Genomic DNA, 25130 nt, shown 5'->3' on the forward strand with positions numbered 1-25130 from the left:
AATGAAGACACTTCCCGGAACTTTTAGCTATTGACTTCCCCCATTTTCCTTACGTAGTATTTCCACGGTTTTTGCTGTGTTCTTATTCAATTTGGCATATTCATCCCAAACGACTTGGGCGCTATCATAAAGTTTCTTCTGGAAGTCTTCAGGAAGATTGATCACTTCAATATTATATTTGTCCACTTGTGCCTGAATGGTTTTTTCCTTTTCTTTATTCGTTTCAAGAGCCTTAAGCTCCATTTCTTGAGCAACTTCCGTCATAACCTTCTGTAAATCCTCGGGTAGTTTATTCCAGGCATCCTTGTTGATAAATAGACCACTTAACCCTCCATTTATGAATGCTGGTTGAACGATATACTTAACAACTTCACCATATTTCGAAGATTCTAGTTCTGTAAAAGACCATGGTGTTCCATCAACGACTCCTCTTTGCAGTGCATCATACGTTTCTGCTAAAGGAATGCTGGCACCTGAGATTCCGATATTTTTATACCATGTATCAGTAGCCCACCCGGATGAACGTAACAGCAGTTTACTGAGATCTTCATACTTCTTTATCGGTTTATTTAAGGCAAATCCATAACCACTGCCGCCAACAGCATAGGCAAGGACTTTGACTCCATGTTCTTCCAGTTCTTTTTCAAATATTTCACCTACACCTGTTTCACGATAGAGTTTATAAGAATGTTCAAGTGATTTAGACCAATAAGGAAGACTCTGTGTCGAAGCAGTAGGAACGCTATCGCCAAAGTAAACAGGACTGGTGAGACCTAGATCAATGGTATTACTGGACAGTGCACTTAATATTTCTGATTGAGGGACAAGCTCATTTGAATAGAACGGTTTAATCACAATCTGTCCATTACTTCTCTTTTCAACTTCCTTGATAAATTCAGGTCCTATAAAATTAAGCCCTGCTAATGTGGTGTCTGGGTATACAGAATTTAGGTTAAATGTATAAACTTTCTTTTTATCGTTGCCATTAGATTTACCAGAATCCCCAGAAGTTTTATCACTTGAGCAAGCTGCCAAAATAACGATTAAACTTAACATTATGAAACTAGCAAACAACGAAACATGCTTTTTCTCTTTTTTCACCATATTTTTACCCCCTAGAATTTTTTCCAAATTAAATAGATTCTATTAATCATTCCTGTATTTTATATTCTCAGGGGTCAACTCGATTAATACCCCATGTGCATCTTTTGGATGAAGGAAAGCAAGTTCATCAGTAGCTTGACCTAAATCAAAAACCCTTAGTGATCTTTCTCTTAAATCTTCTACGGCTTCTTGTAAATTTGGGAAAGAAAATGCGATATGATGAAGCCCTTCTCCGCGCTTTTTTATAAATTTGCCCACAACACTGTTTTCTTCGATTGGTTCCATTAAATAAAGATGAAAATCCCCGATTCGAATCAAAGCATCCTTATAGCCTAAAAAGTCGTTGTCAGGTCCTGAATAACTAGTAATCACTTCTCCACCAAACGTCTTTGTAAAAAAATCAGCTGCTTTGTCACGGTCCCTTACTGCAATTGCCACATATGGTACCTTTGTTACCTTCGCTCCGTTCGTTACGTTCATAGTGATTCTCCTCTCTTATTTTCCTAAGAATTTAGGCGCTCTTTTATTGATAAAAGCCTGAACGCCTTCATGATAATCATCCGAGTCAAGGACAAGGTTTTGTCCTAGTTGTTCATAGCTTAAAGCTGTCTGCAGATCATGATCATAACTTTTGTTCAGCAACTGTTTCATAATCCCGATGGCTTTTGTTGGGGCTTGGCTAAACTGCTGAGCCAGGTTTTCGATTTCTTGTTCAAAATTTTCACTATTTACTACCTTACTCACGATCCCCATATCACAGGCTTCTTTCGCATCTAGCATTCTTCCTGTAAACATCAGCTCCTTCGCTTTCGCTAACCCAATTAGCCGCGGCAGAAAAAAGGTACCTCCGCCGTCAGGAATGACGCCAATTTTAATGAAGATTTCCGAGAATTTAGCCTTTTCTGATGCGATGATAATATCTCCAGCTAGAGCAAAGTTAAAACCAAGACCAACGGCATGACCATTAATCGCTGAAATAACCGGTATTTTTAAATTGACAATATTCGTAATCACTCGATTGCCAATTTCCATTTGGTGATTCATATGGCGAATGGTTGCGTTCTCAAATCCCTTAACATCGCCACCTGCACTAAACGCACTCCCAGACCCCGTTATAATTAATACCCGAATGGTGTCATCTTCTTTAATTCTGGAAACAGCCTTATCTAAATCTAGTAACATTGCATAATTTAGGGCATTCAGCTGCTCAGGACGGTTTAAGGTAATTTTCGCGATCCCATTATTGTTTTCAAAAACAATCGTTTCGTATGTTTCTTCTGTAGACAACAATCATCCCACCTCTTTCATACATAATCCTTAGATTTTAACTTTTTGAAGTTCTTCTAGAATTAAAGCCCTTAATTTATATTTCTCAATTTTATTCGTCGGTGTTTTCGGCAAGTCCGGAACGATTCGAATGTACTTAGGCCACATATACTTGGGCATTTCCCTTTTCGTCCATTCCTTTAGTGCTGCTTCATTTAATTCATCTGTTCTTGGGACAACATAGACAACAATATCATCCTCGTCCCCCTCTTCAGCTGGAATCGGAAAAGCGGCACAAAGATCTACTAGGTCATGCTGATTGATTAGATCTTCAATTTGATAGGATGAAATATTCTCCCCTTTATGCCTAATCAAATTCTTCATCCGGTCAACGAAATAATAGAATCCGTTTTCGTCTTTATAGCCTACATCCCCTGAATGAAACCAAAGATTCTGGAAGACTTCTGCAGTCGCGGCAGGCTTGTTAAAGTATTCTTTCATCATGATATGAGGAAAAAGAGGTCGATAAGCAAATTGTCCCGACGCCCCAATGTCACATTCCTCATCATGTTCATTTAGGATGGCAACTTCCATAAATGGTGTCGGACCTCCCAAGTAACCTTTTGGAAACTTTATATTGCCTTTTGGAAAAGAAAGATTTAAACGTTTGGCTATTTCAGCTATTTCTTCTCTTGTATATCCTTTATACAGTTCGGTTGGAGTGCCTTGTTCCTCTCCAAGCTCATCAATAATGACATTACAACCACCCGCAGCTTCAGTCTGCCCATAGCCTGTTTGTACAAAATGAATCCCAAATCGTTTAGCAAAATCATGGTGATATTCAGGCAGCGGCTGCAATATCACTTTTTTCAATGTATTGTTACGATCGTCTTCAGTCGGTTCTTCTTTCATTAACCACGGAATCATCACATCTAAAAGGAAAGCATTTGTCGCTCCGCTTATTTGGATACGCCTCCAAAAATTACCTGGGCTGAATTTATCCCACATCGCAACCGTGCAGCCGACAAAAGCGGCAGTGACAACATTCGCAAATGCTGCACCGACATGATACATGGGCATATCACTGTAAAGGACGTCTTCTTGATTATTAAAAGCTCGTACGAGATACGTATAACTGTGAAGACAACGATGAGATTGTACAACCCCTTTGGAAGGACCTGTGGTACCAGATGTGTACATAATATTTGCTGTATCAAAAAAATGAAGGTCAATAGACGGATTGTCACGATTGCCTGCCATAAAATCTTCAAACGAAAGACTGGGAAACTTACTATCAAGTTGGACATTCTCATCCTGATAATCATGATCATCTTCTTTTGGGTCATGGATTATGACAGGTAAAGACGTTAACTGATCTTTTATGTCATTGATGATTGATACCTTTTGTCTTTCTGTTATAAGCATTTTTGGCTTAGTATCATTAATTTGGTATGAAAGCAGACTGCCTTTATAATTAAAGTTTATCGGACAGTAAACAGCCCCCGCTTTCCAAATGCCAAACATCGCAATCGTTGTGATAAAAGGGTTATATAAAAATAGTGAAATACGATCCCCTTTTTGAATCCCTTTTTCGATTAAGCTGTTCGCGAAACTGTTAACCATTTCATTGAACACCTTATAGGTAATCGATCGTTGTGTTTCACCATAATAGACAAACGTCTTATCCCCTGTTTCCTTTGCCCATTTTTCAAGTTTTTTAATAACAGACTCTTCTTCAGTCCCTAATGTTTGTTTAAACATTTCTACACCCATGCGACCTCCTCCAAACTCTTACATTATAAAAATAGCAACTCATTGATTCCGTTTACATTTTTGCGGTAATCTCTCCTTTTCTAACCATGGTGACTTCCGGGAACGACATGGTCATAAAATAACAATGCAAGTACTGTGCCAACAGTGAAAACGCACCAAAAATAATGAATATTATGAATATTATCAAAAATAGAGAAGGATTTTACATGTTATTGATGAATAATAGAATCAGATGATGAATTTTTTATCAGAGATACTTTGATGAAGGGAGAGTTTTCATTTGCTCGAATTATACAAGCAGGTATTTGAATCATCCTATGACGGCGTAGCTATTAGAGATGCTGATGGATATGGAATCGCCATCAATAAGGCTGCATGCAGAATTACTTCGTATCCAGAAGCAGAATTTGTAGGAGGAAATATAAAAGATGCATTGAAAAAAGGGATAATAAACGATTCTATTACTCTAGCAGTCATAAAACATAAAAAACCCGTTACAAAAGTCATGCATATTAGAGGGTCGGATGTGTTAATTACGGGGAGCCCAATAAAAAATGAAAAAGGCCAAGTTACACATGTTGTGTTAATTATTCGCGATATCGCTGAATTGAACAAACTTAAAATTGATCAAATACTATCGCTTGCTCTTAAAATGAAACATCATCACAAAGACAACATGAAAATTCATGAAGAGATCCCGGTTTATTCTGATATTATTGCCAAAAGCCCAGAATTTCGAAAAATCCTTGCTATATGTGCAAAAATTGCCCAAGTGGATACGACGATCCTTATTCATGGTGAATCAGGGACAGGGAAAGAAGTGCTGTTAAATTTTATCCATCGGCTAAGCAAACGCGCAAATGAACCATTAATTAAGGTGAATTGTGCCGCTATCCCTCCAAATCTTCTCGAGTCAGAGCTTTTCGGCTATGAAAAGGGAGCCTTTACAGGGGCAGACAGCCGCGGAAAGCCAGGGTTATTTGAACAGGCAAACGGTGGAACCATCTTTTTAGATGAAATTGGAGACATGCCGCTTGATTTGCAGGTCAAGCTGTTAAGGGTACTGCAAGAATTTGAGATTACTAGAATTGGCGGCAGGAAAAGCATCAGAGTCAATGTACGAGTTGTCTCGGCAACGAATAAAAACCTTGAACAACTCGTAAATGAAGGGCGTTTCAGACAAGATTTATTTTATCGTTTGAATATCATTCCGATTACGATTCCGCCCTTACGTGAAAGAGTTGAAGACATTGCTCCACTTGCCTATCATTTCCTTCAAAAAACAAATAAAAAATATGGGTTAACCAAGAGATTTGGAGATGATACTATCCAATTATTCGAGGATTATAAGTGGCCGGGAAATATCCGCGAGATGGAGAATTTAATTGAGCGGTTAGTGGTGACCATTGATCATGATGATATTCAATGGTCAGATCTCCCGTTCCTTCATTCTCCGGAGAACCCTCATCAACGGACCTTGAAAAAAACGCTTCAAGATTTAGAGAAGAAAATCATTTTGGAAAAATTAAGGGAATTTAAAACAACTCGTAAAACAGCAGAAGTACTTGGAATCAGTCAATCCTCACTCGTAAAGAAGCTACAGCGGTTGAAATAGCCTTTGGCATGAAAATTGCATCCTAAATAAAACAGTAAGTCGATTTTATCAATTCTTTTATGAGGAGGCAGTGAATCATGAATACGTCAAAGGTTTATGTGCTTGGCGGATACCAAACCGATTTTTCAAAAAATTGGGCGCGAGAAGGAAAAGACATTTTTGATCTATTAAAATCCAGTGTCGAGGGCGCACTGGAATCAACAAAAATTGATCCGAGTGAAGTGGAAGTTTGTCATATCGGGAATTTTGTTGGAGAGCTGGGGAGTAAGCAAGGACAGCTTGGCGGATTATTCGCTTCGATTCATCCCTCCTTCTCCGGCGTTCCGGCAAGCCGCCATGAAGCAGCATGCGCTTCAGGCAGTATTGCCATCCTGGCAGCGGCAGCCGATATAGAGTCTGGCCGTTATGATCTAGCTTGTGTTACGGGAGTAGAATTACTGCGAAATGTATCAGGAGAACAAGCGGCAGATAATCTTGGTGTCGCCTGTTGGACAGGTCGGGAAGCACAAGACGCCACCTATCCTTGGCCCTATTTATTTAATCGATTAATCGATGTTTATGACGATCGCTACGGAATTCGCTACGAACACTTAGCTGAAATCGCGAAAATTAATCTTGATAATGCGAAGCGAAACCCAAACGCTCAAACAAGAAAGTGGCAATTCAATGAATATAGCTTTCTGGAAAATGATGAGCATAATCATGTGATTGAAGGCCGTGTTCGCCGTCAAGATTGCGGGCAAGTAACAGACGGCGGAGCAACAATCTTTCTCTCATCCGAAAAATATGCAAAGGCTTATGCCGATCGTTTCCAAATACCGTTTGAAAACATCCCTGTCATCAAAGGCTGGGGGCATAAAACAGCCCCCATGCTGCTTGAAGATAAGATAAAGGAAAGTGCGGAGCAACGCTACGTGTTTCCACATGTCCGTAAAGCCATCGAGGACATGTTTGACCGAGCAGGACTTCGCGGCGTGGATGATATTGATGCGATTGAGACACACGATTGCTTTTCCATCACCGAATATATGGCCATCGACCATTTCGGGATAACGGAACCCGGCGAAAACTGGAAAGCAATTGAATCAGGTGATATTGCCTTTAGTGGTCGAATCCCCATCAATCCAAGCGGCGGATTGATTGGCTTAGGCCACCCAGTCGGTGCAACCGGAATTCGAATGGTTCTTGATGCATATAAGCAAGTCACTGGTACTGCAGGAAGCTACCAAGTAAAAGATGCAAAAAATGTCGCCACCTTAAACATCGGTGGCAGCACAACAACCACCGTCTGTTTTGTGATTGGGAGATAAAAAAAGGATTCCAGATTTCACAGTGAAGGTTCTTATGGTTTTTGCCATAAGAACCTTCACTGTGGAAGTTCATGAATAAAGAAATTTCAACCATCAAACAAACTTTAATGCTGTTTTATTGGCTGTTTATTTAATTTCATTTGTAACCGCCAAGTATATTTTCTTTGAAAATTTCATAACCTTTATTCGCAAATGCAAATGAGTAATTTTCCTTAAATCCATCAATCCAAGCTTCAAAGAGAATTTTCTATTAGTGGGAATCGTTCAATCTTTCTCTCTCTTCCTTATAAAATCAATTTCTTCGGAGTCCAAATATCAGTAAACCCATTTTCTACCGAATAGTGGTATAAATCTTTTAGTTTATTGCTAGAATAAACCTTCATATCCTCTCTTGTTCTAAGTTCGGGTATAGCAATCAAGGTTTCATTTCTATCCATTACCGTTTCTAAAAATATTTTGTTAGCCAATTTATCACTTTTAGATAAATTACAAGCACTACAGGCGATAACTAAATTCCAAAGCTGGTCAGCCTGAACAAAACTCCATGGGATAAAATGATCCACGTGAGCATTTTCCTTCCTGATAGCTCTTCCGCAGTAAAAACACTTCCCGTTATAAAAGGAGGATAGCACTTGATAAAATTGATCAAGGGATGATCTCTTTGATACATTTTCAACCTTTAATAACAGGTTGGTGGTATCCCCTCTTTCATTGAATTTTTCCAAAAATAAGGCAAGATGATAATTCGTTAAATAATTCAGGACTCGCTGGAACCGTTGCATAAAGGAGTAAAATGTACTATTCATTCGCAGCTGTTCCTTCTGATTATCAAAATCATAGATGGTGCAGCCTGTATCGCCATATATCGCGCCCATAACATTGATCTTACATTTTTTCTTCACTTTATTGATAATTTCCACCTGAATTTCGGCTGAAAGTCTATCGAAAACAACCGTCTCAGGGATTTGGTATTTGGACTGGATATTAAGCAGGATGTTTTGAACTTCAGCTCTTTTATCCGTCATGTTTATCTGATTAAGATTATGATGAATAACCAGATTCCAATAGATTTTTGCAAAACTCGAAAACAAGCTTGAGTAATTTAATTCCAGCTTATCATTGACATTGTATAAGTTTTCTAACAAAGATTTGATTAAGACAAATTTATATGTAGTTGAATTCTTGGATTTCGATGAAAATATGTAGTTAAAATGGCCCCAAATTTCTTTATCTGTTAAATAAGAAGCTTTCATTTCGCCCACTTGTAATTTATGACTCATTGTATTGTCACCTGCAGTACCCTTTTTCCTTAACTTTATTTATCTTCAACTTCAATTAAAAATATCCTGTCCTGAAAGCCACCGCGCTGTTCCAGCTTTCTTTTCCGAATTTCCTCGATTTGTTCAATCGAAATTCCATGATAATCAGCAAGGGAATGAAAAATCTCCAGCAAATCAGCTAACTCTTCCATTGCCTCAGTGTTTGCTGAGCTAGATACATACTCATCGAGTTCCTCGTAGCATTTCTCTTGAAGTGCCTTTATATATTCATCATCATTTAATACTTTAAAAGAACATTTTTTTCCCGTGCTACCAATTATATCTGGGATTTTATCGCGGACCAGTTTATTGTACAATGGCATTTTTTCACCCCATTAATCCTCTTTTATATACCCTATTTCATTTACTTAATATAGGATTATTTTACCATAATCATTAGTTTAATAAATTTAAATTTCAAAAATTAGTAGGCTTACTGATGGAAAGGAACCTTCTCCATGTAAAAACCAAAATAATTTTTCTAACCCTGTCCTTTTTGCCTCCAAAAAGCTAAATAAAAGGTGAAAGGAGGTGAAGGACAATGGCACAAGCATTGTTAGAAGGTTCAAAGCTTCGGTTGGCGTTTCAGGTTGACCTTGATGAGCAAGGAAACCCAATCGTAAAAACCAAAACGTTTAGCAACATCAAAAAGGAGTCAACTGCAGACCAGTTATTCCAGGTTGCACAAGCAATTTCTGCACTATGCAACTACCCGCTAAACAAAACCGAGCGCAGCGACAGCACTGAATTAACTGTGTAATCGAAAAGTAATTAGTGATTCAGTGGAACGGTTCTTCTGATCTAAATCAACGAAGCTCCCAATCTAACAAGCAGGTAAAGAGTAGAGATTGAGGCAAAAGAACCTTCCCCATGACTCAAAGAAAGGAGGTGAACGAGAATGACAAAAACATTGGAATTAATGTTTGGCACGGAATTCGGTAAAACCGCTCGTATTGCGTTGGAAAACCCAAAGGAACCGATTGATGAGGCTGCTGTTAAACAGTCAATGGAACAGATTATTGCAGCGGATGTGTTTACATCTGCCAGTGGAAGATATGTTTCCTCAAAAGGCGCGAGAGTCATCGACCGCAATGTGGTTGAGTATGAAATCGTCTAAGCTTAAAGTAATTTAGTCAAATTCGATAGTGTTTAAGAGAGAGGCCGGGGCAGTTCAGACTGAAACCGGCCTCTTTTTAAAAATTGGAAAGGAGGACAATTGTTGTGGATCAAATCATTTCATTCATCAACGAGGTAGGATTTCCCATTGTAGTGACACTTTATCTTCTTTATCGTATTGAATCGAAGCTAGATTTAGTGGTCCAGTCGATACAGAGTTTACCTGAGCGGATGAAGGTGTGAAGGGTTTATTCGACATGATAATCTTTAAAATACAAAATACGGAGAGAGAATAATACCTTTTCTCTCTCCCACGTTTCTCTTTATCCGCTTCTTCTACACAATTTCCCCCTCACTTCTCCCATTTTCCAAGCAAACATAAAAACTATCAAATCGGTACGAAAATCACGAAATTGGCCTTCTCATTTCCAATTTGGAGCCGAAAATCGCATTTTCCTACCCAAATTCGCTCCAAATTGGAAATGAGTGAATTCGACTCATTCTGCCAAACCCGATATCGTAAAGGTGCCAGAATCATAGAAAAGATGAATGCCATATACAAACGATCATAAGGGTGGCGCATACATATGAGTTTAAAATCAGCCAGTATTGAACACTTTAACGAGTTTTCTCAATTTACTAGTCTCACTGAATTTAACCACCATATCGAACAGTGGCTGCTAGAGCATAAAGCCGACTTCTCCAAAGGGGAACTAATTGGCTTAAAGCGTCTCGTCAGATTTGCCGCAAAAATCCCTGGTGTCTGCAATGCAAAAATCGGAACCCTTCTGAAGGCCATTCACGCGGAATTCCACGACAATGGCATTTCCCGCTCAACCTTTAAACGGATGGTCTTAAAAGCTAAGGAATTCGGAATCATCACCGTATACGAAACAGAGCGAAAAAACGGCTCACAAACAAGCAACCTTTATGTTTTTAATCGTTTTCCCGCAAATGAACCACCTAAACCGGAAAAAATGAACCAGCCAATAGAAACTAGTAATCTTTTAAAAACTGAAAAAGATCAAAAGAATAATAAACGTAAAGAAGAACCGTTGGAATTAGATCATAGCTATGTTAGCAATCGTGTTCCACAAGAATTTGTCCAGCTGGTAAAGTATTTTTATTCTGACGCAAAGACAATTGAGGAATTCTGGCATATGACGCAAATTGCTGCCTATAAATATAACAGCGAATACGAAACAGATCAGATGCTTGAGATGGCTATTGAAGCCTTTAAACAGCTGATTCGCAAATTAAAATCCACTAAAGCTGTCAGAAATCCAATCGCCTACTTTTATGGCGTTTTGCAGAATAAATTCATGCGCCGATTTTATGATGAACTTGACGCAGAATATGGTGTTGTACCGGGGTCTATGGTTAATAATTCTTGGATCCATAGTATGTTTTTGGCTTATTATGAAGACAAACTTTAATCGTTTATTTTTAGCATAACTTTGGTACAAAAATTAGCAATACCACGTTTCTGTCGGCTATAGCCCGTGGAGCATTTTACATTCTAATTATGTAATGGTCTTAAAAATGAGAATTCTCTTGAGAAAAGATAAGGCCATTTACATAGGAGAAGTGATTAAAAGGATTCGTTCTGAAAAAGGGTTGACACAAGAGGAGCTTGCTCATGACAGCAACCTAGATCGGTCATATATGAGTGATTTGGAGACAAATAAAAAAGGTCCATCACTATTTACTGTCTTCAAACTTGGGAAAGGTTAACAGATGGAGCCCGAAGAACTAGTAAAGGAAGTTAAAGAAGCCGCAGAATTTTATCCCATTTCTGAAAAGGAAGAAACTAATTTTAACGGTTTAAGATGAAATCATAAACCTGAAAAGCAAGTAAGATGATGGAACTTTTTTAAAATTCTCACAAACAACCAAACACGACATAAATCGACTGTTTTTGACACAAAAAATTACGAATTAGGCATTAAAATAATCCCAATTGTGTAATTTTTTGTGTTATTTTTTATTTGTAAATATTTTTTGAAAATAACAATAAATTTTCATCCAATGTTTCAGCTATCTGTAAAAAAATGTATTAAATAATTGATTTAAGTGAACATACTGAGTTCCGCTCTTTATTCACCACGTTAAACAACAATATCTAAATGCTTTTGTAATAGTCGTATAGTTATAGTGATTCCTCTAGATACTTTTTATTTTGTTTTGCAAAAGTGTTATTGCTGGGAGGTGAGGTTAATGTGAGTAGCAAAAAAATAAACCAAGAGCAAATGTCCTGGACAGACGGTACTCTTGGTCTAATAAGTTAGCGGCAAACTAACTTATTGATAGTATACCTTTTTTCAAAGATTAATCAATCAAAAAACCTTTAAGGGGCGAAAATTCTTTGGATATTGAAAAATACTATATTATCAAACCAGATTTTATTCACATGTCAGGTTATCATGATCGAAATGGCAAGCGCTGCACTCTTGTTGAAGAATTACACAGGAAACTGGTTGTGGACCGTTCTCCATTAGAAATATTAGCAGATACCATCAGATGTATTGGTTTTGACTTAAACAGCGCGATTGCCAACGCCAAAGAGATCCTAGGGAATATCCCGATGTGCCCTATCCAGGTGGATCCGATTCATAACATTTGCATCTTTGCGACCAAATCAGCCAAAAACGAGGATGCCATGTGGTTTAATCCAAATCATATCGTCAGAACCAACGGCTATTATTTTAATACCCATGTGATACTACGAAATGACCGTATACTAACGGTCCCCGGTAAGGTATCATCCTTTAACAATAAATTGCAAAATGCGGAGCAATTACAAAAAATTTCAAAGGCAATTGGAAACGATCCAATCGGTTTTCTGTTAGATCCTAAGCGATTTCGGTTGCAGCATAGCTAACTATGATAACACCTACTTCCTATCATTTGGGTTGCAGAAATAATATTAAATTGTTTCATTTTATTAAACTTCAGTTATAATATAAACAAGTACAGTATAAATTAAAAAAGACCGAGAATGCGTTAACATGTCCGGTCCAGCAATAGACGGATCCCACAGCAGGGGATCGGCATATTGGTAGGATAATCCACCCGAGCCGTCATGAACTCAAGGGTGGGTTATTTTTTTCGGTTAAATGACAGAATGCTTACGATTAAGCCAGCAAATCCAATCGCAAACATTAATGACTCAAATACTGTCATATATAAGGGGTCTGCTCTAACCTTCTAACCTGTAGTGAATAGAGACTAACAGTTTCATACCCACTGATTAAAGTAGCTCGATATAACCGGAAATCAATAAAGAAGCTTAAAAAGTACACTATCACTTAAAAATTTCGAATTCTGACGAACTTCCAAACAAAAAGGAAGGCAGAAACAACACCATCATTGTTTCTGCCTTCCAAAATTAACTATTTCTTTTTAATCGGTTTGTATTTCCCATCAATTCCTATATTACTTTTAAAAATAACAACCGTTCCAGGTGCATGTAAGCGGGCAGAAAATTATGGAGGTTTTGGTTTAGAATAATATTTTGTACTGACAATAATAAATGAATCTCGAGATTAACATTAACTTAAAACAAGCTCATCTGTAATGGCTGTTCTTTAAGTGCATCAATATCCTCATTTTCAACTTCCAATATTCTTTTACCCATTCGCTCAATTAATCCAACCACCAGTGCATTCCCCATGCAGAAATATCTCATTCTGTCGGTCATTCCTTCGGTCCAGTTATCAGGAAAACCATTTAGCCGTTCACATTCCACTGGAGTTAAAATTCGAATACGGTTTGTTTCCGGATCTGACACAACATGACTGCTGCGGTTAACCGTTCCTTCGCTTGTCAGCATTGTCCGGCCTGGTTTATCAAGAGGTTCGGGAAATGACATTCCACCCTCTGAAAACACATATTTATGCCCGTTGGCGGCTGTCCGTTCAATCTTTTTTGGTCCCTTTAGATATTCGAATTTTTCAATGGCACTTTCGTTTAAATAATATTTTTCGTCCACACCTGATTGAAGGATTTTCGATAATGGAATAGGTTCTTCAAATTGTGGTATCAACTCCTCGGAATAAATCTTACCATCCCTCATGATACCCGCATTATAATAAGTTTTTGAAAAATTATCGGAAACATCTAGTATATGATCCTTAAATTCAATGTCTAGATTTCTTTTGCCTTTCTCATTCAATACAGGAAAAGCTTTTGCAAAAAAGCCCTCCGTATGAAGCATAGATGCAGGTTGTACATTCTCCCTGTTTTTAACAAACTGAACATCATTCCGCACCGCAAAGATGAAAATCCTCCGCCGGCGTTGGGCTTGTCCATATTCAGCAGCGTTAATCACACGCCATTCAACCGTATATCCTAAATCACGAAAACTTGCAAGCATAATGGAAAAATCTCTCCCCCGTTGCTTTGAAGGAGACTTCAACAGCCGGTCAACATTTTCGAGTAAGATATATTTTGGTTTTATTTCGGTTGCTAGCCTAACAATCTCCCAAAATAGTACACCTTTTTTTCCTTGAATACCCTTCTCCCCAGAAAGGCTGCGGGCGACGGAATAATCCTGGCACGGGAAACCGCCAACTATGATATCAGCATTTAATGCCACTAAATCCTTTTCATTAACAGAAGCTATATCTTGATTTGAATGAATGCCTTTCCCATCAAAGTTTCTAGCATAACAATTAAAGGCATCTTGAGCCTTTTTGGAGGGTTCCCATTGGTTTCCCCAAACGACCTCAAAGCCTTTAGTTGCCTCAAGTCCAAGACGGAATCCTCCTACTCCAGCAAATAACTCTATAACTTTTAACATTCACGAACATCCTTTCGGTATTGCATATACCTAAGAAATATTATAATAAAAATAGACAAAAAGATCAACAACTAAAATAACGTCATTAAATATTCATTGCGATACTATTTCTAAAGAATCGATTAAATAATCTTACCATAAATTCATTAATATTTCAGTTCCATAATAAGGATGGCTTTAAAGAGAATCTTTATAAGAACCATTATAGCACAAACAGGAACATTTGTTCTATTGTTTTTGTCAAAATAATAAACCTTTTGGGAGAATACATATGGAATATTTAACAATGGATGAGCTGATGGTGAAGGCTCATGAAGCCGAAGGTAAGACATTTGGAGAAATCGATACAACGAACAGGCTTGATAATATCAATGCAAAAGGAGGACTTGGACAAGTAATCGAGGAAAGCTTCTTTGGTTACACTGTTAATTCTGAAGCCCGGCCAGACTTTGAACATTTAGGCATCGAGTTGAAAGTCACTCCGTTCAAGCATAACAAAAATGGAACGATTTCCGCAAAAGAGCGGTTAGTGTTAAACATCATTAACTATATGGAGGAAGTTAATACTCATTTTTATACTTCTAGTTTTTGGAAGAAAAATGAAAAGCTTTTACTAATGTTTTATGAATGGCTGCCCGAAATTAAACGCGAGGACCATCGGATTTATAAAAGTGTGCTCTTCACTTATCCCGAGGCAGACCTGGAAATCATCAAACAAGATTGGGAAACGATTGTTTCAAAAATTAAGGAGGGCAAAGCACATGAATTATCTGAGAGCGATACCAACTATTTAGGTGCCTGCCCAAAAGGGGCTAATAGGAATTCATTAAGGAAACAACCCTTTTCTGACGTTCTTGCCATGCAACGGGCATTTGCCTTAAAACAATCCTATATGACAGCATTGGTCAGAAAACTTATTAAAAATGAGGACCTAGTTAGCTTTGCTAACGCTGACGAATTAAAAACTAAATCATTAAAACAAATTCTAGCTGAAAAATTTTCTCCTTACATTGGAAAAACGGATAAAGCCATCGCAAGTGAATTAAACATTGAACATAACAGTAAATTTAAGAGTTTTGTCCCTTCATTGGTCAGTGCTTTGCTGGGAATAAGAGGAACAAGACTTGATGATATTGAAGAATTTGCAAAAGCTAATATTCAATTTAAAACAATCAGATTAGAACCAAATGGAAAGCCGGAACAGCATATGTCTTTTGAAAACATTAATTTCGACCAATGGGTCAACGAATCCTGGGATGAAAGCTACATTCGCCAACGTTTTCAAGAAACAAAATTTTTATTTGTTGTATTCGAATTCAAAGAAACAAAAAAGGAAAATCCGGACCGGGATCTTTATCTAAAAGGGATTAAATTGTGGAATATGCCCTACAATACGATTGAAAGCGAGATCCGACAGCTTTGGGAAGAAATAAATAAAGTAGTTAAAGCAGGAGTAAATATTGAATTTAAGAAACATGGAAAAAAATTAGTAGAGACAAATAATCTCCCAAAAATAGGGTTCAACGGAGTTACACATGTCCGCCCTAAAGGTGCTGATGGATCCGATAAAGTTACCCTGCCTAATGGACAAAGAATAACAAAGCAATGCTACTGGTTAAACAACACCTATATTGCTGAAGTTGTAAAACAATTAGATTGAAAAAATCACCTGCCATGCAATTTTAAAAAGAAAGTAGCCTAAAAGGCTGCTTTTTGTTGTAATCATATTATAAAGAATGTTTCTTATAGTTCTCGCAAAGGACATGACATAATGGTTAAGTTCACTATTTTTCTTACAAATTCATAGGATAACAATAATAATAGGAGCTTAACATGAAATTAAGCTCCTTTATTGTTTATATTAGGGTTTTCCTAAAACCTTTTGCCTCATAATCTGAGGGTGTGAAATCCTTTGCAAATGGAGAAATTTTCTCCTCTGGATTCTCCGATGCCACATAATAAAGAAATACAGCCTGTTTTGTTCTTGTAAGGGAAACATAAAGGATACGTTTTTCCTTGTCCTCAATTTCCTTTTTATCATCCAAAAAGTCCTTTGATTTGACTGATTTTTTCTTATTTAGATTTTCAATTTCGTCCTTGTGTGGATAATAAAACTTGCTAAAATCCAAAATGAATACATAATCGAACTCCAAGCCCTTTGTGGTTTTCGCCTCAAGAAAATAAATTTCTGGCCGGCCTGTTTCCACTGTTTTATGAGCCCCTTCCGCTCTCTGGATATACGTATTAAAAGTGAAAAACCTCCCAAGATACGTTTTAATCTCTCGTTCTTTTTGCAGATCATGCTGTCGATGAATGATTGCAAACGTAGCTTTTGGATTGTTTCTATGCAGTTCAATGATTTTGCTGCCAACGGCCGTCAACATCCTTTGATGACCAGTAAACGCTTGAATGGCTGGCTTCTCACCTTGCCGCGGAAAATACTTCTCATCATCATACCTGGAATCCTCCTGCGAACGGGTAAACTGCAGGGAATTGGCCAGTTTCATGATTTGGTAGGTAGATCGCCAGTTCGTCTTCAACACAACATTATGCCCGCTTTGAACGTTAATCCCTAACGCACGATAGGAAAATGGACTGCTCTTGTAAATGCGTTGCCGCTCATCGCCGCTTAGCGTCAGGGTTCCTGTATTGATGTTCACCAATACCCTCAACTGCATGGGCTGCAAATCCTGGACTTCATCGATAAAGATATGGTCATATTTTTCCTTATGCAACAGCCGATGCAGGTTCTCCATAACAAGAAGCGCGTAGTCTTCCTTGTCGATACGGTTATAGAAATCCTTCTGCTGGTCTTTCAGATAGTATTCAAACAGCCGAAAAATTGTCCGGCGCTGTTTCACCGAAACATTCGGCAGTTTCCCGCGGCCAACCCTCTCACAATTCAAGTAGTCTTCCAGCGTGATGAAACCATTGCCCTTCATCCAGGAAAATTCATCAAAAAGGAAGGTCGTATTCTTCTTTTTCTTAATCGTATGAATGGACGGCAGATTCTTAAACTCTTCCGTTTCCAGTAGATCCATCAGCCGCAGCATGGTGCCCCTGACGTTATCCTCATTTCGGCTCAGGTTGTAATGGCTGGTTTGGAAAAACCGCACCTTTATTCCCATCGATTTTAATAAATGGTGGGCAAGTTCATGAAAGGTATAGAAATGGACTGTATGGTGATGCTCCTTCAGTTGCTCGTAATACTCTGACTTCTTAAAGCGGTTCTCGGCATCCTTAATCAGCTCTTGGTTGAAGGATACGAACAAAAAACGCTTACCGAAATCCTCGGACATCTTCTGCATCATTCTGGTCAACAGGGTGATGCTTTTCCCGCTGCCCGCAATCCCTTTGACCAGCAAATGTGTGGAATTCATCTTGGCCACTTTCTGTTGCTCATCACTCAATTCAATATTCTGCAGGAATTGAGCCGTCCTCTCTGAAATGTCATTTTCAATGCTTGGGACGGTGGTAAGGGCGTCTGACAGGACGGAAAACGCATAATCCAGCTTTTCTCTGTTATGATCAATTTCCTGCTGCGTCAATGTCATTTTCATCAAATCCCTTTTTAGAAATATCTACGGCATAATAAGCGTCTTCACAATATTCCGCATGCGGACATAGCTTGCAGAACACGGACGGACTCGCATCCGCTAAGACCCCCGTTTGATTAGCCATCCTTTGGATCATCTCCGCCTTTTGCCTGCGAATTCCGGAAACCGGTGTAAATGCCGATTGCCAGATTTCATTTTGGAAGGCCCCGCGGTGCGTCAAAAATTGAAAATACAACATGCTCTCAGGGTAATCGATATCGGCAAACTTCCGTCTTTTGCCTAGTCCATATTTCCGCATCCCGGCCACATAATCCTGATTCATATTTTGATCAACGATGGTCCTTAACGTGATTTCCGTGATGAATGGGAACATCCGCTGCATCATGTCGATAATCTCAGTTTTGTTTTTCCCTATTGAAGCATAGATTTTCACGAGATTGCCAATCAGAAATCCCTGATGAAACGATGAACGATAGGTGGCAAACCCATCGACAATCGAACTGTAAAAGAAGCGTCTTTTGCACAAGCTCATTTCAGCAAATTCCTCTTGCGGAAGCTGGTCGATTTTTTGATAAACAAGCTCCGGATTCAGCCCCTCCGGAATGTAGGCAGGAGGTAGATAATCGTAGCTTCCCTCGTCAGTGTCCCCATCCGCTGAATGGTCCAGCAATTGGATGTAGATGGATTTATCCAAATCCTCATATTCATTCCAGTTCTTCACCCAAGATAAGCAGATTTTCCGATTAAAGCTCAAGGCGACAAAGAAAAGGTATCTTGAAAACGCTAAGGAATTCTCTTTTCGGAAAATATACATGTCGGCCGCATGGTTATTCAACTTGGAAATACAATCAAACGACAATGGCCATGGCGACGGCGAGGAGGTTTCCGGAAAATGCTTCTCATCCATCCCGCATAAATGGAGCTCCTCGAAATCATCCATGAGAATCAAGCCATCCAAGTCCGCCATCTTCCCTAATTCAATCGACTGCACACCGGTCTCTTCGTCCGTGTCACCAGCTATTGAGTCAGACGAGCTGAGTGCATTGTCAGGATCCTCAAGACCATTTTTCAAAAAGACGACAATGGCATCGGCAAGATCCCCGACATGATAAAAATGGTCATCGTGAATAGGCTTCGACAGCATCTCTTCCAGCTGTTCCACCAATTTCCCTTCAATCGGGTCCGTCAAGGAAGACTTCAAGTTCGAATCATCCAGAAGCTGCTGGATGCGTTGAAAATGAGTCTTAATAGTAATTCGTTCTTCTTTTATGTTAACGAGCCATTTGGTATCCTTCACCAATTTCTCCACAAACCCTTGCAGCTTGTTCAGCTCCCGCAGCGGAACGGAAAAATAGGAAAAGCGCAGGACAGGGCTGACCCTGACCGCTTCAAGGTAATCGTCCTTCTGCAGATGATAATTTTTAAAAATCTGGGCGGATGACCGTTTGGCTTCAATCAGCAACTGGAACTGTGTTACCCAGTCATCAGCGGTCTGGCAGTTCGCGAAATAAGGCAGTACTGCCTTCAACTGCGCCGTGTATTGGCGGGCATTCTCCCCTTCGTTTTGAAGCCAGCCGGAAGCAAAGGATTCCATCAGAATCTTATCGGTCAGGTAATAATCCTGCTTTTCCTCATTCCAAATCGAATGGAGGTGGAACAGATACTGGCCAATCGGATACGAAAGGAAATGACGGTCCTTCAAGAAGGCTTCAGGTCGGAATTCCTTCAATCTCTCCTTCAGTTCGTCACTGTTAGGCGACACATAACGGATCCCATCCTTGATGTCGTTCACAAATTCAACCATATAATCATAAGGCTTCTCGGTTACATTTTGCAGTTGTTCCCCATGGACATCCTTACCCTCAAAACGGGATGCAAACAGAAGTGCATTCAACGCCGAATCGTCTGTCGTAATCTGCCAATCCTCAGCCTTTGCCCAGCCATATCTGCCCGAGAAGTTTTCATTCAAAAACGAGAACACCGAAGGGAAATCAGCATTGTACAGATTTAGAAAGACAATATTAACCCCCAGTTCCTTCCATTTAGTAAAAATATAATGCTGCACAGGAGAAATATAGTAGAAGCCATGCAGGACGACCGTGTCGTTCGTCAGCGGAATCTTCGCTTCTTCCCTGAAAACTTTCCTGACTTCCCCCAGACTCTCTATCTTTTTAGCCGCATCATCCATATAATCCTGAAAGTTTGGCAGCATCGCTTCCCAAAGGTCGCAAAATAACTGCTCTTCCACCTTCGTTACATGGGGATGTAAATCCTGCGGTGTTAAGCCGATTTCCGTAAAGTTCCTCATCGTAATCAGCAGATTCAATTTATTTCGCTTAAAGGAGCGGAGCACTTTCGCATCCCCTGGTTGGTCCCAGTTTCGCAAAAGATCCGACAGCTGGCTATACTGGATGAACCGGTTTTCCGGAAGATTCCAGCCAGGGTAAAACAAGTCGACAATGCCACCCGTGGATTTAACATATGGAAGCTCGAACCTTTGCTCCACTCCTTCCGCCAATGCCCGAGTCGCACAAATATGTGGACAATGAAAATACGGCTGGAACTCCAGTTTTTCGTGGAAAGTATATGGATTTTCGTAGGTTAAAACTGTGACATTCCCACTCATATCTATCATCCTATCTAAATTGAGTTAGTAATCTGGACCAGGTCCATTGGAAGGCATCGTTTTTCATGTTCCGGATCAAAATCAGCTGATTTTTTGCCCGCGTCATCGCTACGTACAGGAGCCTCGTCTCCTCTTTGATGGATTCCGTATCATCATGGGAGGAAAGCTCCGCAAAATGGTTGTTAGAACGGACTTCATAGCCTGGTTTTTGAATGGACCAGCCTGCCTTCTCTTTTTTATCATCAAAAATGATTTTACTGAATGAAGAGGTAAACGGCCGTTCCGTAAACGGAATGATGACCGTATGATACTCGAGTCCTTTTGCCCTGTGGGCAGTCAGGATATGGACATGGTCCAAGCCGCCGCCCGTCGGTTCGAAAGAAACCTCCTCTTCATCACGGTTCGTCGCAATCTGGACTTGAAGCCAGTCCGCGATTTGATTCAATGAGACAAAGTCCTCTGAAAACCGTTGATGGAGCAATTCAAACAGTTTGCCAACGGTCAGTTCATATTTCCGGGTTTCATCCGTTGCCTCTTTTACTAGCCGTTCCTCGGGATACTCCGTACCGTAAGCTTCCCGAAGTTCATCCAATTTACGAGAAAAAATCCAGTTATACGGCTTCCGAACATTGATAATCGTCCGCAGCACAGAAAGAACAGGCTGATAAGATAGCAGTTTATGATACTTTTCAAAAGAAAAGGATGTTGCCCCTTTAAGTATCTCCACTGTTCCCGTCGTATACCTTCCGGCTTCCAGCAGGTCCGGAATAAGATTCTTCTGGACCTGACCGTAAGGACCCTCCAAAAGATTCGCCAAATATTTACCGTTATCGGGAAACAGTAGCGCTAAAATAAGAGAATGAAAGTTTCTGACTGCCGGCGACAGGAAAAATCCTCCCCCTACTTTGAGTTTAATCGGGAGCGTTTCTTCCTTGCACCAGCTATTGATCAGCCTCGCCTCTTCAATGGTCCTCGTCAACACTGCAAGTTTATCAGGTTCTTCATCCGGATTTTTGGCTTCATTCAATTCTTGGATTTTTTTAAAATTCTGCTTGATAAACGGCATGATGTTGGCACGCATATTTTCCTTCGAGTCTTCCCGTTTTTTTAGAATGACAAGGGGCATTTCCTCATCCCCTTGCCTCATTCCTTTCAGCCGGTCATTATCTCCGTCATATTGGAGATAATCCTTCTCGCCCCACCAAGTGAAAAACTGATCCATTTCCGTCAACAGTTCTTCCGTGGTCCGATAGTTCTTATTCAAATAATAATCTTCATCATTGATGGAAATCTGCCGCTCCTGCAAAGATTGTTTAAGGATTTGAAACGCCGTATGATTGGCACCCCTAAAGCGGTAAATCGACTGCTTCGTATCTCCTACTACAAACAAGGTGGAACCGAACGCTTCCTGCAGAGTGGCAATCAGGCGGATTTGAACATCGTCACTATCCTGGAATTCATCGACGAACAAGTAGGAAATTTTCGTGGATAATGTCTGGAAGGCCTTGGCCCCATGCGTTTCCCGAATCAAATCAATTTGTCTTGTCAAATCGTTCATCATCACAGCGTTGAGTATTTCCTTCTCCGAAATAAACCGTTCTTCGACCTTGCGAATTACCTTCTGTATCAGATCGTTCAGCCGTTCATTGCCGGTGGGTGCATCGCCAAAATCGACCTTTTCGATAATTTCATGAGAAGAAAAGCCCTTCTGCTCGAACTTCTCCCAAAAATCGTAGAGTGTATCGACCAGCTCATAAAATCTTAACGGAGACAGCATATCTTCGATGGTCAGCTCTTTGTTGGCAAGTTCCGCTTCAAAATAACGGTTGAGCTCTTCTTCAATCCAGCGCTTTTTCTCCGTTCTGAAGCTGCGCAGCTGAAGGTTCAAGCCGAATCCCCTTAATGAACCAAGCTCCTTCAACAACGCCTTTGAAAAGGAGTGGATTGTTTTAATGCTCATTTCGTTCAATTGCTCGAGCAGCGCCAATAACTGCATGGAACCGGTTGCCTTTGAACGCAGGAAAAGCTGCTCCCTTAATTTTTTGTACATGTTTTGGGCCGCGTCCCTCGTAAAGGTAATCATCACAATTTCGGCCGGCTTGATTTTTTCCTTCAATAACAGATAAAGGGCACGGTCCACCATGACAGTTGTTTTACCGGTACCCGCGCCCGCCTTGACCATGATATTTTCATGATACGGTGCATGTTCAATCTTATATTGTTCAACGTTAAACCTTGGAAAATTGTCAACAATACTCGTAATCTCTTTATTCCATTGACCATCAATAATGGTGATCGTTTGATTGATGGCTATGTCTTCCGTCATCATGTTGAACAGCTTTGCCTTTTGAAAAGGCGAGAGTTCTTCTTCCGTCCGATTCAAAAGAGTTTTTTTATTCGTAAATAAAAGGACTTTAATACCTTTTTTCAATAAGCTGAATAAGAAGTCTGATTCCCGTTCTACTACATTGGAATCAGCATACAAAACATATGAATATTCAATTGGTTGATTCATCATGAATCGTTTTCCCCATTCCCATTGCAAAAATATTAAGTATATTACTATTATAGTATACTTTATTTCCTATTTCTAGGATTTGGAATCAAAATCCGACTAGTCTTGTAGGAATAAGGTAAGAAAAAAACTCGTCAAAAGACGAGTTTCAAGGGTTTTATCCATAAATTTCCCCTATTATTTGGAAGCTGATTTCTACTAAACACTTACCTTCTCATAATACTTATCATCCATTTCCTTCAACAACCGGGAAGGTTCCCCGTGGGAATAGAGCTGCAAATACGTACAAGCCCTGGTCATGGATACATAAAGCAGCATGCGCTCCAATTCCCAGAATTGTTCCTCATCCACATCCTCACCAAGCTTTGGTTCCACCAAATCCATAGCCATCACTAAATCATGAATAAAAATAGCAACTTTATCATTTGGATATGCTTCTAATTATGTTTTTTAATGTTAAACAATCTTTTTATAAAGAAAGGCTCTTATAGTAATTAGAATCTAGCTCTTTAAGTAACCTTAAAGAATCCCCATAGGTGAATAGCTGGACATGAGCCCGTGCACGTGTAATGGAAACATAAAGCAAGCGCCGTTCGATTTCCCAAAAGTTCTCTTCCTTTTCTTCATCAGGAATCTTGGTTGGTTCAATGAGATCAATGATAAAGACAAAGTCGAATTCTAAGCCCTTGGCTGAATGGAAGGTACATAATTTAACACCTGGTGTATGAGGATTTCCGCCTTCCTTAATATCCTCCGGTTTCAGTCCTGCATAAACCAATGCGCGCTGAATCCTTTTCTTTGCGGAATTCATACTCTTGCCTTCTCGATAAAGAATCCCGATGGTACACTTAGGTGTCTTTTCGAGAATTTTTTTGACTGATTTGATGATTTCCTTATCTTGTGTTTCTGCATTCTTGCACTTTACTAGGAATGGAGTCGGTCCTTCCTTTTTAGGAAGATTAGGAATCACGTATTCATCATCATAAATGACGGAATCGTTTTGCTGGAGGCTCGCCGCCAACTGGATGATTTGTTTCGTGGAACGATACGAATCCTTTAGAATTTTCGTCCGATTCCCTGTCACGTTTAAGCCTATTTCCTTCCAGGTAAACGATGTTTTATAGATTTTCTGCCCCTTGTCCGCGGCAACGATAAAGGATTTTCTAGCAATATGTTTTAGGACCTGCAGTTGGACCTGCTGTAAATCCTGAGCTTCATCGATAAAAACATGATCGTATTTAATAAAGTCAGGAAATTTGTTCCTATGCTGCATGAGAATCAGTGCTAAATCATCAAAATCGAGCAGGTAGTCTTTCTCTTTGTTATAGCGTTCAAAAATTTTATAAATGACTTCGCGATCGCTAATGGTTACACGTATATTTGTTCCCCGCCCCCTTCGATTTACCTCAAGGTATTCATTCAAGGTTATAATGCCCTTGCCTTTAATCCACTGGATTTCATCCTTGAGGAATTCAAAGTAATCCTGGTTCGAGACAAATCGATGGGATAAGGTCGAAAGACTTTGAATGGCATCCTTTAGAAAAGAATCCTGCTGATTATCCTTTGTAAGATAAAATTTCTTTCTCATGACTTTAAAATAACTGCTCATTGCCCATGAATGAAAAGTCCTTACTTCCAGATTCGACAGTTCATACTTTTCTATTAAAAGTTTCGTTGCATTGGAGAGAGCACCCGCAAACGTGAAAATAGCCACTTTTTCATTTGGATATTTCATTGCCGTATCTTTCGCTTTTTTCAAAAGGACCAAGGTTTTCCCGCTGCCGGCAATACCCCGGATTAATATCTCGCTACCCTTTGAATCGACAATGTCCTGTTGTTCCTTGGTTAAAGTAAGTTCTGTATCATTTAATATATTTTCCATAGTAGTAAAAAGGAGGAACCCCCCCCTTTTTATTCCTGCACCTCGCTTATCTGTTTACGGCCAGTCGTCGTCATCATCCATCTCTTCATCCGAATCCATAAATTCATAAGGGTCCAAAATCAACCCCTCATCGATGATTACATCGGTAATCTCATCCGTCAGATCCTCAATTGTGACATCAGATGGATGATGTTCATCTATCATTCTCCATTTGGCAGCAACCTGCTTCCAAATGCTCTCCATAGC

General features: G+C 39.5%; 22 protein-coding genes. 9 read left to right on the forward strand and 13 right to left on the reverse strand.

Going from position 1 to position 25130, the window contains the following annotated elements; translation table 11 throughout:
* Positions 1–27: 27 nt before the first annotated feature.
* Genes ACFPA1_RS08590 through ACFPA1_RS08605 form a run of 4 tightly spaced genes read right to left on the reverse strand, consistent with a single transcriptional unit; the run spans position 28 to position 4143 of the window.
* Complete coding sequence (locus ACFPA1_RS08590; RefSeq protein ID WP_378582059.1) at positions 28–1104, reverse strand: TRAP transporter substrate-binding protein; 1077 nt, start codon at positions 1102–1104, stop codon at positions 28–30.
* A 42-nt stretch (positions 1105–1146) separates the two neighbouring features.
* Positions 1147–1584 (reverse strand): VOC family protein, encoded by a 438-nt coding sequence (locus ACFPA1_RS08595; protein WP_378582060.1) that lies wholly within the window; start codon positions 1582–1584, stop codon positions 1147–1149.
* A gap of 15 nt (positions 1585–1599) precedes the next feature.
* Entirely contained in the window at positions 1600–2391 is a 792-nt protein-coding gene (locus tag ACFPA1_RS08600) for an enoyl-CoA hydratase/isomerase family protein (RefSeq protein ID WP_378582061.1), read from the reverse strand.
* 30 nt (positions 2392–2421) lie between these two features.
* Complete coding sequence (locus tag ACFPA1_RS08605; protein ID WP_378582062.1) at positions 2422–4143, reverse strand: AMP-binding protein; 1722 nt, start codon at positions 4141–4143, stop codon at positions 2422–2424.
* A 280-nt stretch (positions 4144–4423) separates the two neighbouring features.
* Here ACFPA1_RS08605 and ACFPA1_RS08610 point away from each other — a divergent pair, with 280 nt between their 5' ends.
* A complete protein-coding gene (locus tag ACFPA1_RS08610; RefSeq protein WP_378582063.1) occupies positions 4424–5758 on the forward strand; it encodes a sigma-54 interaction domain-containing protein in 1335 nt (444 codons plus the stop codon).
* A gap of 77 nt (positions 5759–5835) precedes the next feature.
* Positions 5836–7068 (forward strand): acetyl-CoA acetyltransferase, encoded by a 1233-nt coding sequence (locus ACFPA1_RS08615; protein ID WP_378582064.1) that lies wholly within the window; start codon positions 5836–5838, stop codon positions 7066–7068.
* A 284-nt stretch (positions 7069–7352) separates the two neighbouring features.
* Here ACFPA1_RS08615 and ACFPA1_RS08620 read toward each other — a convergent pair whose 3' ends face one another.
* Together ACFPA1_RS08620 and ACFPA1_RS08625 are read right to left on the reverse strand one after the other, a co-directional pair.
* A complete protein-coding gene (locus ACFPA1_RS08620) occupies positions 7353–8348 on the reverse strand; it encodes an HNH endonuclease (RefSeq protein ID WP_378582065.1) in 996 nt (331 codons plus the stop codon).
* Positions 8349–8383: 35 nt separating this feature from the next.
* Positions 8384–8710 (reverse strand): phosphoribosyl-ATP pyrophosphohydrolase, encoded by a 327-nt coding sequence (locus tag ACFPA1_RS08625; RefSeq protein ID WP_378582066.1) that lies wholly within the window; start codon positions 8708–8710, stop codon positions 8384–8386.
* Positions 8711–8928: 218 nt separating this feature from the next.
* Here ACFPA1_RS08625 and ACFPA1_RS08630 point away from each other — a divergent pair, with 218 nt between their 5' ends.
* The 6 genes from ACFPA1_RS08630 (at position 8929) to ACFPA1_RS08655 (ending at position 12384) form a co-directional block, all read left to right on the forward strand.
* A complete protein-coding gene (locus ACFPA1_RS08630) occupies positions 8929–9147 on the forward strand; it encodes a DUF1659 domain-containing protein (RefSeq protein ID WP_378582067.1) in 219 nt (72 codons plus the stop codon).
* 138 nt (positions 9148–9285) lie between these two features.
* A complete protein-coding gene (locus ACFPA1_RS08635; RefSeq protein WP_378582068.1) occupies positions 9286–9504 on the forward strand; it encodes a DUF2922 domain-containing protein in 219 nt (72 codons plus the stop codon).
* A gap of 104 nt (positions 9505–9608) precedes the next feature.
* The gene (locus tag ACFPA1_RS08640; RefSeq protein ID WP_213119625.1) at positions 9609–9746 is read left to right on the forward strand and encodes a YvrJ family protein; all 138 of its coding nucleotides are present in this window, start codon (positions 9609–9611) and stop codon (positions 9744–9746) included.
* Between the two features lie 344 nt (positions 9747–10090).
* The gene (locus tag ACFPA1_RS08645; protein ID WP_378582069.1) at positions 10091–10939 is read left to right on the forward strand and encodes a hypothetical protein; all 849 of its coding nucleotides are present in this window, start codon (positions 10091–10093) and stop codon (positions 10937–10939) included.
* Positions 10940–11057: 118 nt separating this feature from the next.
* The gene (locus tag ACFPA1_RS08650; RefSeq protein ID WP_378582070.1) at positions 11058–11237 is read left to right on the forward strand and encodes a helix-turn-helix domain-containing protein; all 180 of its coding nucleotides are present in this window, start codon (positions 11058–11060) and stop codon (positions 11235–11237) included.
* A gap of 631 nt (positions 11238–11868) precedes the next feature.
* Complete coding sequence (locus tag ACFPA1_RS08655; RefSeq protein ID WP_378582071.1) at positions 11869–12384, forward strand: competence protein ComK; 516 nt, start codon at positions 11869–11871, stop codon at positions 12382–12384.
* Between the two features lie 675 nt (positions 12385–13059).
* On the opposite strand, the gene dcm is transcribed toward ACFPA1_RS08655, so the two are convergent.
* The gene (gene dcm, locus ACFPA1_RS08660; protein WP_378582072.1) at positions 13060–14304 is read right to left on the reverse strand and encodes a DNA (cytosine-5-)-methyltransferase; all 1245 of its coding nucleotides are present in this window, start codon (positions 14302–14304) and stop codon (positions 13060–13062) included.
* Between the two features lie 271 nt (positions 14305–14575).
* Here dcm and ACFPA1_RS08665 point away from each other — a divergent pair, with 271 nt between their 5' ends.
* Positions 14576–15964 carry a Sau3AI family type II restriction endonuclease gene (locus ACFPA1_RS08665; protein WP_378582073.1) on the forward strand — a complete coding sequence of 463 codons (1389 nt, stop codon included), beginning with the start codon at positions 14576–14578 and terminating at the stop codon, positions 15962–15964.
* Between the two features lie 196 nt (positions 15965–16160).
* Here ACFPA1_RS08665 and ACFPA1_RS08670 read toward each other — a convergent pair whose 3' ends face one another.
* From ACFPA1_RS08670 to ACFPA1_RS08695, 6 genes are all read right to left on the reverse strand, one after another.
* Positions 16161–17864: a UvrD-helicase domain-containing protein gene (locus ACFPA1_RS08670; RefSeq protein ID WP_378582074.1), complete on the reverse strand. Its 1704-nt coding sequence runs from the start codon at positions 17862–17864 to the stop codon at positions 16161–16163.
* Complete coding sequence (locus tag ACFPA1_RS08675; RefSeq protein ID WP_378582075.1) at positions 17833–20487, reverse strand: hypothetical protein; 2655 nt, start codon at positions 20485–20487, stop codon at positions 17833–17835. Before ACFPA1_RS08675 ends, ACFPA1_RS08670 begins: the two co-directional genes overlap by 32 nt.
* A gap of 10 nt (positions 20488–20497) precedes the next feature.
* The gene (locus tag ACFPA1_RS08680; RefSeq protein WP_378582076.1) at positions 20498–23005 is read right to left on the reverse strand and encodes a UvrD-helicase domain-containing protein; all 2508 of its coding nucleotides are present in this window, start codon (positions 23003–23005) and stop codon (positions 20498–20500) included.
* A gap of 195 nt (positions 23006–23200) precedes the next feature.
* On the reverse strand, positions 23201–23380 hold the full coding sequence (locus ACFPA1_RS08685) for a hypothetical protein (protein ID WP_378582077.1): 180 nt from the start codon (positions 23378–23380) through the stop codon (positions 23201–23203).
* Between the two features lie 91 nt (positions 23381–23471).
* Entirely contained in the window at positions 23472–24884 is a 1413-nt protein-coding gene (locus tag ACFPA1_RS08690; protein ID WP_378582078.1) for a UvrD-helicase domain-containing protein, read from the reverse strand.
* A 54-nt stretch (positions 24885–24938) separates the two neighbouring features.
* Entirely contained in the window at positions 24939–25127 is a 189-nt protein-coding gene (locus tag ACFPA1_RS08695; RefSeq protein ID WP_378582079.1) for a hypothetical protein, read from the reverse strand.
* Between the last annotated feature and the right edge of the window lie 3 nt (positions 25128–25130).

This window comes from Neobacillus sp. GCM10023253 (genome assembly GCF_042653105.1).
Taxonomy (GTDB): Bacteria; Bacillota; Bacilli; order Bacillales; family Cytobacillaceae; genus Neobacillus; species Neobacillus citreus.

Bases quoted from the DNA above. Each gene is read 5' to 3' on its own strand.
- ACFPA1_RS08590 (WP_378582059.1), bottom strand. From the start codon at position 1,104: ATGGTGAAAAAAGAGAAAAAGCATGTTTCGTTGTTTGCTAGTTTCATA.
- ACFPA1_RS08595 (WP_378582060.1), bottom strand. From the start codon at position 1,584: ATGAACGTAACGAACGGAGCGAAGGTAACAAAGGTACCATATGTGGCA.
- ACFPA1_RS08605 (WP_378582062.1), bottom strand. From the start codon at position 4,143: ATGGGTGTAGAAATGTTTAAACAAACATTAGGGACTGAAGAAGAGTCT.
- ACFPA1_RS08615 (WP_378582064.1), top strand. From the start codon at position 5,836: ATGAATACGTCAAAGGTTTATGTGCTTGGCGGATACCAAACCGATTTT.
- ACFPA1_RS08620 (WP_378582065.1), bottom strand. From the start codon at position 8,348: ATGAGTCATAAATTACAAGTGGGCGAAATGAAAGCTTCTTATTTAACA.
- ACFPA1_RS08625 (WP_378582066.1), bottom strand. From the start codon at position 8,710: ATGCCATTGTACAATAAACTGGTCCGCGATAAAATCCCAGATATAATT.
- ACFPA1_RS08630 (WP_378582067.1), top strand. From the start codon at position 8,929: ATGGCACAAGCATTGTTAGAAGGTTCAAAGCTTCGGTTGGCGTTTCAG.
- ACFPA1_RS08635 (WP_378582068.1), top strand. From the start codon at position 9,286: ATGACAAAAACATTGGAATTAATGTTTGGCACGGAATTCGGTAAAACC.
- ACFPA1_RS08645 (WP_378582069.1), top strand. From the start codon at position 10,091: ATGAGTTTAAAATCAGCCAGTATTGAACACTTTAACGAGTTTTCTCAA.
- dcm (WP_378582072.1), bottom strand. From the start codon at position 14,304: ATGTTAAAAGTTATAGAGTTATTTGCTGGAGTAGGAGGATTCCGTCTT.
- ACFPA1_RS08665 (WP_378582073.1), top strand. From the start codon at position 14,576: ATGGAATATTTAACAATGGATGAGCTGATGGTGAAGGCTCATGAAGCC.
- ACFPA1_RS08670 (WP_378582074.1), bottom strand. From the start codon at position 17,864: ATGAAAATGACATTGACGCAGCAGGAAATTGATCATAACAGAGAAAAG.
- ACFPA1_RS08675 (WP_378582075.1), bottom strand. From the start codon at position 20,487: ATGAGTGGGAATGTCACAGTTTTAACCTACGAAAATCCATATACTTTC.
- ACFPA1_RS08680 (WP_378582076.1), bottom strand. From the start codon at position 23,005: ATGATGAATCAACCAATTGAATATTCATATGTTTTGTATGCTGATTCC.
- ACFPA1_RS08690 (WP_378582078.1), bottom strand. From the start codon at position 24,884: ATGGAAAATATATTAAATGATACAGAACTTACTTTAACCAAGGAACAA.
- ACFPA1_RS08695 (WP_378582079.1), bottom strand. From the start codon at position 25,127: ATGGAGAGCATTTGGAAGCAGGTTGCTGCCAAATGGAGAATGATAGAT.